This is a genomic window from Mycolicibacterium agri, from assembly GCF_002553505.1.
In the GTDB taxonomy this organism is placed as follows: Bacteria; Actinomycetota; Actinomycetes; order Mycobacteriales; family Mycobacteriaceae; genus Mycobacterium; species Mycobacterium agri.
The window spans coordinates 90843-100363 of sequence record NZ_PDCP01000019.1; the positions used below are offsets into that span (position 1 = coordinate 90843).

9 protein-coding genes are annotated in these 9521 nt (G+C 66.2%); 5 read left to right on the top strand and 4 right to left on the bottom strand.

Features of this window, described 5'->3' with window-relative positions; genetic code table 11:
- Positions 1-8 precede the first annotated feature (8 nt).
- Positions 9-656, top strand: a complete 648-nt coding sequence (locus CQY20_RS12950) for a TetR/AcrR family transcriptional regulator (protein ID WP_097940477.1) — start codon at positions 9-11, stop codon at positions 654-656.
- Here the strand turns inward: CQY20_RS12950 and CQY20_RS12955 are convergent.
- The 4 genes from CQY20_RS12955 to CQY20_RS12970 all read right to left on the bottom strand — a co-directional run bounded on the left by CQY20_RS12955 (position 646) and on the right by CQY20_RS12970 (position 4766).
- Positions 646-1080 (bottom strand): hypothetical protein, encoded by a 435-nt coding sequence (locus CQY20_RS12955; protein ID WP_097940478.1) that lies wholly within the window; start codon positions 1078-1080, stop codon positions 646-648. The two genes, CQY20_RS12950 and CQY20_RS12955, sit on opposite strands and share 11 nt — an antisense overlap.
- Before the next feature lie 42 nt (positions 1081-1122).
- Positions 1123-2166, bottom strand: a complete 1044-nt coding sequence (locus CQY20_RS12960) for an AzlC family ABC transporter permease (RefSeq protein ID WP_097940479.1) — start codon at positions 2164-2166, stop codon at positions 1123-1125.
- 76 nt (positions 2167-2242) lie between these two features.
- Positions 2243-2971 carry a GntR family transcriptional regulator gene (locus CQY20_RS12965; protein WP_097940480.1) on the bottom strand — a complete coding sequence of 243 codons (729 nt, stop codon included), beginning with the start codon at positions 2969-2971 and terminating at the stop codon, positions 2243-2245.
- A gap of 79 nt (positions 2972-3050) precedes the next feature.
- Positions 3051-4766, bottom strand: coding sequence for a 2-hydroxyacyl-CoA lyase (locus CQY20_RS12970; RefSeq protein WP_097940503.1), 1716 nt, complete (start codon positions 4764-4766; stop codon positions 3051-3053).
- 135 nt (positions 4767-4901) lie between these two features.
- Here CQY20_RS12970 and CQY20_RS12975 point away from each other — a divergent pair, with 135 nt between their 5' ends.
- From CQY20_RS12975 to meaB, 4 genes are all read left to right on the top strand, one after another.
- Positions 4902-6530: an acyl-CoA mutase large subunit family protein gene (locus CQY20_RS12975; RefSeq protein ID WP_097940481.1), complete on the top strand. Its 1629-nt coding sequence runs from the start codon at positions 4902-4904 to the stop codon at positions 6528-6530.
- Between the two features lie 35 nt (positions 6531-6565).
- Positions 6566-6979, top strand: coding sequence for a cobalamin B12-binding domain-containing protein (locus CQY20_RS12980; RefSeq protein ID WP_097940482.1), 414 nt, complete (start codon positions 6566-6568; stop codon positions 6977-6979).
- Positions 6980-7003: 24 nt separating this feature from the next.
- Entirely contained in the window at positions 7004-8668 is a 1665-nt protein-coding gene (locus CQY20_RS12985) for an AMP-binding protein (RefSeq protein WP_097940483.1), read from the top strand.
- Positions 8669-8670: 2 nt separating this feature from the next.
- Positions 8671-9521, top strand: an 851-nt coding sequence (gene meaB / locus CQY20_RS12990; RefSeq protein ID WP_097940484.1) for a methylmalonyl Co-A mutase-associated GTPase MeaB, incomplete at its 3' end; no start/stop codon positions are given.

Consider the following 9521-nt stretch of genomic DNA (forward strand, 5'->3'; position numbering starts at 1 on the left):
TCGGGTCGATGGCCAAGGCATATCCTTCGCGCCGCGGCGCACCACCGGCAATGCGCAAGGGCGACCTTCGGGAACAACAGATCCTCGACGCGGCCGAAACGTTGTTGGCGACACGCGGCTACGTGCACATGACCGTCAGCGACATCGCCGAGACGGCAGGCATGACGCGTAGCGGGGTGTACTTCTATTTCGCGTCCAAACAAGACATTCTGATTGCCTTGGTGGCGCGCACCGGCCAAACCCTTCAGCGGGGCGCCGAGGAGGTTCTCGGACGCTCCGGCCCCGTGAAAGAGATCATCCCGGCCGCTTTGGAATACACCGCCGGACAATGGCGTGACCACGGCGTGGTGCTGCGTGCTGCGGTGGATTTCGCATCGACCGTTCCCGAAGTCGACCGGATGTGGACAGAGACCGCGCATGCAATCGCCGAGGCCGTGGCCGAACTGCTGGTGCGCGGCGGATTGCCATCCGGCGACGGACCTGACGAGGCGTCCGCGGTGGCGCGCATGCTGTGCTGGATGGTCGAGCGCGGTTTCTATCAGGCATCGAGGATCTCCGAACAGGAGCTCGAGCGGACCCTGCAATCGTGTCAGTGGGTGTGGCTGCGGGTGCTACCAGACGCCGATTCACTGACGAAAAGCGACTTCAGGTCGTGATGCGCATTTCGGCGCCCGGGTGCGAGCTGACCGTGATGACGATGGTCCCTTCGCCCGTTTCGAATGTCGCATTGGCGTAGCCGATGAAACCGTAATGCCCGTCGATCGTGGACACCGCGGTGATGTCGCCGCTGCCCGAGCCGCCGGTGTCGAGGTTCGTCCAGTTGGCGGTAACGGTCAGCGTGCAGGAGCCGTCGTAGATGCCTGCGTCGTAGTGGATCGCCACCCGCACGCCGTCTTCGACGCGGTCGTCGACCTGTACCGGCGTCACCTGCGCTTCGGCGCTGACACTGCCGCCGCAGGTCGGCGAGGCCTGCACCGCAACGGGTTCGAGTTGCGCTGCGCTCTCCGCATGGGCCGCAGGCGCCCAACCCCATGGCGCCATCAGCGCGAGGGCGAGCGCGGCTCCACGAAACAACGTCATGCCCGGCTATCGCCGGCCACCTGAGCTGTGTTACCGGAGCCGTTAGAGCAGCAGGTCCAGGCAGCCGTAGGCGATCAGACCACACACGATGGTCAGTGCCAGGTTCTTGAACCGGAACGACACCAACAATGCGATGACGCCCGCCAGCGATGCCGGTGAAATCAGTTGCAGATGCCCGTTTTCGCGGAACAGCGACGGCGCCACCAGCGCCGCGAACGCCGCAGCGGGAACCATCTGCAGCACGAGGCTCAGCCGTGGCGGGACTTCCCTGGGCAGGATCGGGACGAGGATGAAGATCGCGCGCAGGACGAAGCCGCCGGCCGCGATCGCGGCGATGAGCAGCCATACCGTCGCCGTGCTCATGATTCGGCCTTCTCGCCGGCCGAACGCCACCCGAGCGCCACACCCGTCGCGATGCCGGCGAAGGTGCCGAGCATCATGCCGAGGTTCGCGGGCAGATCCGCTCCCGCAACGGCTACCACGGCAGCGACCAGAGCAGCGAAAACCCTTGGCCGATTGCTGAGTTGCGGCGCAAGAAGCGCTAGGAACGAGATCGGGACGGCGAATGCGACGATACCGGTGTCCGGCAGCGACCCCGAGAAATGATCCGATGAATGAGCAGATCTGCCAGGTGCTCCAGAACATCAGGCACGCGCCCAGATAGAACGCGATCTTGTCGCGGCGCGCCCACTCGACTGTCCGGGTCAGGGTGAGCGGCACGGCGTGGTCCACCAACAGGTACGAGCCGGCCACTCGCTGTTTGACGTTCGCATCGGAGAACATTGGCGCCAATGTCGCCGAATAGACGATGAAGCGGGCATTGATGATGAGCGCCGTCGCGATCACCACACCGACCCCGGCGCCGTTGCCGATCAGATCCAGCGCGGCCACCTGCGCTGCGCCGGCGTAGGCGAACAGCGAAAAAGCCGCCGTTTCAACAACGGTGAAGCCGTTGTGGGTGCCCGCAAGGCCTGCGACTGCGGCGAACGGTGCGATGCCGATGAGTATCGGCAGCATCGCCACGGCGCCCGAGCGCAACGCGCGCCGCCTGCCTCCCGGGGCCGCGTTGCCTGTTGCTTCTGTCACGGCGGCCTCCTTCCCACAACAAATCCACCGAAATATGCTGCAGCGCAGCCGAAGCCGTCCCCTCAGCGGTGGTGCGCTACCCCTCGCGGATGGCTTTCGAGAACTTCGTCGCCGAGTCGCGGATGTGCTTTCTTATCCGTTGTTCGGCCAGGTCTGCGTCGCCGTTTGCGATCGCCTCGGCGATCTGCCGGTGTTCGCGCCACGCCAGGTCGAACATCTCCGGAATGGTGCGCAGCATGCCGACCATCGCACGTTCGACGACCGACCACATCGGCACCATCGCCCGCCTGAAATACGGATTGCCAGTGGCGTCGAGTATGGCCCAGTGGAACGCGCGGTCCAGCTCCAGGAGCCGTTCGGTGTCGTTGACTCCGCCCAGTTCTTCATGCCTCTTCAGCACCGACGACAACTCGCGCAGCCCTCGCTCCGGCCGGGCCTGCGCCACCTCGCGGACCGAATGTGTCTCGAGCGCCTCGCGGACCTTGTATGCGGCCTCCACGTCGCTTCTGGACAACGCCTTGACCGCAACGCCGCCGGTGGGCAGCGGTTCGAGCAGCCCTTCAACCACCAGATCCGCAGCGGCTACCCGCACCGGCATGCGACTCACCCCGAGTTGCTGCGCCACCATCACCTGATTCAAGCGCACGCCCGCAGGCAACTCCTCGAGCACGATCGCCCTGCGCAGCCGGTCTCGGACAGACCTGGCGAGGGCGCTCGTGTCACGCGGCGGCAGAGCGCTCAGAGAAGAGAAGCACGAGGCCTTCTCCTGGAGAAGGCCCGCGTCGGTATCGGGGTTGAGGCTCACGTCTGGTCTCCTGATGGCATGCGCAACGGAGTCACTGTATTCGCGTGCCGTCGAACCAGTGCCTTCGCGGGTGGATTGTTCACTGAGTGGCAAAGCGCTTCATCTCCGCGGCATTCCACGGGCCGACCGCCTGGCGTGGCGGAACCGCGGCCAGCCCGCTGAGATAGTCCGGCGACTTGGCCTGTCGCGAGACGACGACGTCGACGACGGCCGGCGCGTTGTCCATCGCGCGCTTCAGCGCGTCGGCGAGCTCACCCGGATCTTCCACCCGCTCGCCGTGCGCGCCAAAGCTGCGTGCCAACTGGTCATAGCGACACCCCGGCAGATCGACGCCGACGCAATTACCGTCGAACCGATCGACCTGATCGTGGCGCTCTATGTTCCACCCCTCGTTGTTGGCAACGACAAACACCGCCCGCGCTCCCCGCCGAACGGCGGTGTCGATCTCCATCGCCGTGAAACCGAAACTGCCGTCGCCGATCACGGCCACGACAGGTTCGTCGGGCCGCTCCAACGCGGCCGCGGTCGCGAACGGCACCCCGACACCCAGACACCCCAGCGCACCGCAGTCGAGGTAGTCGACGGATTTGAGGCCGACCCGCGCGAAGGAGAGGATGTCGCCTCCGTCTGCGACCACCACCGATCGGTCCGTCAAAAGGTCGTTCACCGCGCCGACGACGAAATTCGGTGACATCCGGCCGTCGGAGTCAAGGTCGGGCAACTGCAGTTTCGCGACCAGCTTGCGCGACCTCTCCTCGTTCGACTTACGCATGTCGGTGAGCCAATCCGTGTCCGGCGCAGCGGGACTCGCCTCGCTCTGCATCAAGGCGGTGAGCACCGCCGCGGTGCTGCCCTGTACCTCGACGTCGCCGCGGCGCGTCTCGCCCAACTCCTCGAACGAGGTGCCGATGCGCAGAAACCGCGCGTTCGGAGAGAACACCGCCGGTGACCCGTAGCCGAGTTGGAAGTCCAGGCGTCGCCCCAGCGTGACGACGAGGTCGGCCTCGGCCATCGCCCGTCCCCGCACTGCGGGCACGTAGCCCGGCACGTCGTCGCGAATCGCGCCGCGGCTCTCGCCCGAATCCAGGTAAAGCGCCTGTGCCGCTTCGAGAAACGCCCGCACCTCGTCCGCGGCGGTGCGTACCGACCGACCGCCGATGACGACGATCCGCGACGACGCGCGGATCAGTTCGGCGGCCCGGGCGACCAAGTCCGGGCTGGGAGCAATCTTTACCGCGGCACGCGGTTCCATTGCGACAGCGGGGATGTCGGCGTCGTGAACCGTCTCCTCCAAGAGGTCCGTCGGGAAGTCGATGTAGGCCGGTCCGGTCGCGCCGGTCGCTGCGCCGAGCGCCGCCGCGATCGTCTTGTCCAGGCGCGAGATGACGTGGTGACGTTCGGACACCTGCTCGACGAGGCGGGTGATCGGCCTGACGATCTCGGCCTGGGCGATGTCCTGCATCGCGCCCATGCCGGTCTGCGGCCGCGGCGCGCGACCGGAGATCACCAGCACCGGGCTTCGCCCGACGAACGCGTTCGAAATCGCCGTCACCGCATTCGTCAGCCCCGGGCCCGCGGTCACCATCGCCACGCTCAGGTCACCGGACAGGTCGGCCGTCGCATGGGCCATGTAGACGGCGGCGGCCTCATGCCGCACATCCACGACCTCGATGCCGGCGCGGGCCACCGCGTCCCACAGCGGCTGGATGTGTCCGCCGCACAGGCCGAAAATGCGGCGTACACCCTGGCTGACCAGCCGATCGGCGATGAGCTGGGAAACGGTCATCTCGGGCATGGGCACCAATCCTTGGTTCATTGAAGTCCGTGGAGTCCGATCGCGGAACGGGTTGCAAATCCTGGATCCAGAGTCCATAGTAACGTACACCACAAATGTGGTCCAACCACAGCACTACGTCACAGAGGGGTCCGCATGACCGTGTCAGACACGCGAGCCAGCACGACCGAGGACACCGTCGAACCGAGCTTTCAGACACTCTCGGGCGTTCCCGTCGACGCTCTCTACGACGAGTCGCGACTCGAATCGTGGGACCCGACAACCAAATTGGGCGCACCGGGTGAATACCCGTACACGCGCGGACCGCACCCGACGATGTACCGCACCCGGCAGTGGACCCGCAGGCAGGTCGTCGGCCTCGGCACCGCGCCGGAGACGAACGCCCGCAACAAGTACGTCATCGAGCAGGGGCAGACGGGTCTGTCCAACGACTACGACGTGCCGACGCTCATCGGCCTTGACTCCGACGACCCGCGTGCGGTCGGCGAGGTCGGCCGCACCGGCGTCGCGATCGACACGCTGCCCGACATGTACGACCTGTTCGACGGTATCGACCTGGAGAACATCAGCGTCTCGATGACCATCAACCACCCGGCGTTTGTGCTGGTAGCGCAGTATGTCGCGGCAGCCCAGATGCGCGGGCTCGACCTCCGCAAGCTGGCAGGCACGGTGCAGAACGACCCGCTGAAGGACTTCTACGCGCAGAAGACCTACATCTTCCCGCCGGCTCCGTCGGTGCGGCTGGCCTGCGATCTCATCGAGTACTGCTCGTTGCACATGCCCCGCTGGAACGGAATCAGCCTGAATGGCTACAACATTCGCGAGGCGGGCACCACCGCTGATCAAGAGTTGGCGTTCACCTTTGGCCACGCGATCGCCTATATCGAGGATCTTCTCGGCCGCGGGCTGCCGATCGACAGCTTCATCGGACGCTTCTCGTTCATCTTCAACGTGCACAACGACTTTCTCGAGGAGATCGCCAAGCTGCGGGCCGCCCGCCGGGTGTGGGCGCAACTGACTCACGACCGTTTCGGCGCCGACCCGAAGAACGCGAAGCTCCGCACGCACGTCCAAACCGGCGGCAGCACAATGACGTACCAGCAGCCGGAGGTCAACCTCATCCGCGGAGCGCTGCAGGCGATGGCCGGTGCGCTCGGCGGCGTGCAATCCATGGCCGTGTCGTGCTTCGACGAGGCGTACTCGATTCCCTCGGAATTCGCCCAGCGCATGTCGCTGCGCACCCAGCAGGTGGTGGCCTACGAAAGCGGCGTCACCAACGTCGTCGACCCGCTGGCGGGCTCCTACTACATCGAAAGCCTGACCGATGAAATCGAAAGGCGCACATGGGATTGGATGGAGCGAGTCGACGACCAGGGCGGGGCAATCCGGGCTGTGGAAAGCGGCTGGCTGGAGAAGACGGTATCCGACACCGCCCACGCCCAACAGCTGCAGATCATGAACGGAACGCGCACCATCGTGGGCGTCAACGACTTCAAGGGCACTCAGGGTGAACGCCCGATCGAGACGTTCCGCGTCGACGAGCAGTCCGAGAAGGAGCAGATCCGTCGCCTCGAGAAGGTGCGCGCCGAGCGGGACGACTCCGACGTCGAACGAGCGCTGGACGACCTGCAGAAAGTCGTCGCGGACGGCGGCAACGTCATGGAGGCCGTCATCGCGGCGAGCAAGGTCCACGCGTCACAAGGCGAGATCGTGAAGCGGGTCATCGCCGAGGTCGGCGAGTACATCGCGCCGCCCATCTACTGAGTCCAGCCCTGATCCCCATCACCGGAAGGCATTTCATGATCCGCGTTCTTCTTGCCAAGCCCGGCATCGACGGCCACGACGTCGGCGTCAAGATCGTCGCCCGCGCGCTGCGCGATGCCGGCATGGAAGTCATCTACACCGGCCTGCGCACCACCATTCCCGACGTCGCGCGGGCCGCCGTCCAGGAGGACGTCGACGTGGTCGGCGTGTCCAACCTGTCGGCGCAGCACGTCCGGCTGATGCGGGAGCTCAAGGAGCGGCTCGACGCGGCGGGCGCTCACGACATCCTGATGATCGCCGGCGGCAGCCTGCTGCCCGAGGACATCGAGGAGCTTGGCCGGATGGGTATTGACGGCTGCTTCCCGCCGGGCACCGATACGGCCGACATTGTGTCGTTCATCGAGGAACGGGTCGCCGCGATCCGGGGCGCCCAACACGCGGAGGCATGAGTCGTGTCAGCTCGCCAAACCCTCATGGCCGCACCGTCAAAGAGCTCGATACGCTTCACTCCCGCCGACCGCAGCGGTTTCACGCTACCCACCTTCCTGCGCAGCGCGGCTGACAAACACCCGTCGAAGCGCGGTATCCGTACGCTCGGCGGCGACAGCCTCACCTACGCCGAACTGCTGGCCCTGAGCGAGCGCAGAGCCGCCGGTCTCGCGGCCCTCGGGGTGTCCAAGGGAGATCGTGTGCTGTTGATCATGGACAACTCCATCGACATGGTCGTCTGCTGGTTCGCCATCAACCTGCTCGGCGCCGTTGAGGTTCCGGTCAACACCGCCAATCGCGGGCCCAGCCTCGTGCACGTCGCCAACAACTCCGGCGCGACGGTGGCGATCATCGACGCCCGACATGCGGCCGCGCTCGTCGACGTGGCGGGCGAACTGACCGCATTGCGGACTGCGGTTGTTCGCGGCGGCGTGCCCGACCTTCCCTGGGCGACAATCGGTTTGCCGGATCTCGACGCCTCGCCCGGCGCTCCTCCTGAGGTCGAGGTGACCTATCGGGACCCGGCCTCGATCATCTACACATCAGGAACGACGGGCCCCGCCAAGGGCGTGGTGGTCCCGCACGGGCACATGCACACGTTCGCGGCGCACGTCGTCGAGCAGCTCCGCATCGGCGAGGACGACGTGTACTACATCTGCCTGCCGATGTTTCACGCCAACGCGCAGTTCATGCAGGTGCTGCCGTGTCTGATGACCGGCGCCGAAGTCGTGTTGGCAGACGCCTTCAGCGCCAGTCGCTGGCTCGAGGACCTGCGCGCGTCGGGCGCGACGGTCACCAGTCTGCTGGGCGTCATGGCGCAGTACGTGTTCAACCAACCGGCGACGCCGCATGACGCCGACCACCACGTGCGGCGGATGATCACGATCCCGCTGCCGACGGTGGTCGCAGAGGACTTCGAGCGGCGCTTCGACACCACATGCGTTGAGGCATACGGCATGACCGAGATCTGCCTGCCGATCTATCGGCCGATCGACGAGCCGCTGCGCCCGGGAAGTTGCGGCAAGGCCCTCGACGAGTGGTTCGAGGTCGCCGTCGTCGACCCCGACACCGACGAACCCGTGCCGGACGGAGCGGCCGGCGAAATCGTGGTCCGGCCCCGCTATCCCTTCACGACGTTCCTGAACTACCACGCCATGCCGGACAGGACCGTCGAAGCATGGCGGAATCTGTGGTTCCACACCGGAGATGCCGCCAGGCGCGACGCCGACGGCTATTACTACTTCCTCGACCGCCTCAAGGATCGCATCCGTCGCAGGGGCGAGAACATCACGACCTACGACGTCGAAGTCGCACTCACCGAATTGCCCGAAATCGAGGAGGCGGCCGTGATCGCCAAGCCGGCGCAGGAAGGTGAAGACGACATCAAGGCGTATCTGGTTGTCGCCGAGGACGTATCGCCGCCCGACCCCGTCGCAGTGCTCAGCCATTGCGTGACCCGACTCCCCTACTTCGCCGTACCGCGTTACCTCGAGTTCATCGGGGAGCTGCCGAAAACCCCGACCGGCAAGGTCCTCAAGCGAACGCTGCGTGCCGCTACCGCCGAACCCTGTGCCGCAGAATGGGATCGCGAACAGGCGGGCTGGACCGTCAGGCGGGGCGTCAACCACCTCGTTCGCGTGGACGCGTGACCATGAGCGGGACAACCGTCGGGCTGACATCCGAACGCGAGATCGCCCGCCTCATCAGCAAGGTCGAGCGAGGCGAGGTCACCGACGTCGCAGGCGAACTGGCGTTCGGCACGTCGGCGGGCGCCCACGTCATCGGCATCACCGGCAGCCCCGGCTCGGGCAAGAGCACACTCGTCGACGTGCTGGCGCGGCAGATGCGGGCCGACGGTCGCACCGTTGCGATTCTGGCGATCGACCCGTCGAGCCATCTCACCGGAGGGGCCGTGCTCGGTGATCGGGTCCGCATGTCGTCGCACAGCCAGGACCCGGGAATCTTTATACGCAGCATGGGCACTCGCGGATCCACCACCGGGCTGGCCCGCGCGGCCCGCGACGCCGTGAAGGTGCTCGACGCGGCGGGCTACGACATCGTCATCGTGGAGACGGTCGGCGTGGGGCAGGTGGAACTCGACGTGCTCACCGTCGCGGACACGGTCGCGGTGGTGCTGGTGCCCGGGCTCGGCGACACCATGCAGATGAACAAGGCCGGGATCATGGAGATCGGCGACCTGTTCGTCGTCAACATGGCCGACCGGCCGGAGACCTCCCGATTCGTGCGAGACCTCAAGCAGGCGCTCGCCGTCGGGGCCAGACACTCGCACACCGACATGCCGCCGGTGTGCTGCACGGTCGCCCTCACCGGCGACGGCGTCGCCGACCTGTGGGCGACGCTTCGCGAGTTCGACGAACGCGACCAGGCGTCGGGGCGGCGCCTTGCCCGGTGCCAGGAACAGCAGAGCCGCGAACTGACCCGACGCATCGAGAACCAGGTGATGGCGATGCTGCACCAGACGATGGACACTTCGGCGCGGCT

Bases quoted from the DNA above. Each gene is read 5' to 3' on its own strand.
- CQY20_RS12950 (WP_097940477.1), top strand. From the start codon at position 9: ATGGCCAAGGCATATCCTTCGCGCCGCGGCGCACCACCGGCAATGCGC.
- CQY20_RS12955 (WP_097940478.1), bottom strand. From the start codon at position 1,080: ATGACGTTGTTTCGTGGAGCCGCGCTCGCCCTCGCGCTGATGGCGCCA.
- CQY20_RS12970 (WP_097940503.1), bottom strand. From the start codon at position 4,766: ATGCCCGAGATGACCGTTTCCCAGCTCATCGCCGATCGGCTGGTCAGC.
- CQY20_RS12975 (WP_097940481.1), top strand. From the start codon at position 4,902: ATGACCGTGTCAGACACGCGAGCCAGCACGACCGAGGACACCGTCGAA.
- CQY20_RS12980 (WP_097940482.1), top strand. From the start codon at position 6,566: ATGATCCGCGTTCTTCTTGCCAAGCCCGGCATCGACGGCCACGACGTC.
- CQY20_RS12985 (WP_097940483.1), top strand. From the start codon at position 7,004: ATGGCCGCACCGTCAAAGAGCTCGATACGCTTCACTCCCGCCGACCGC.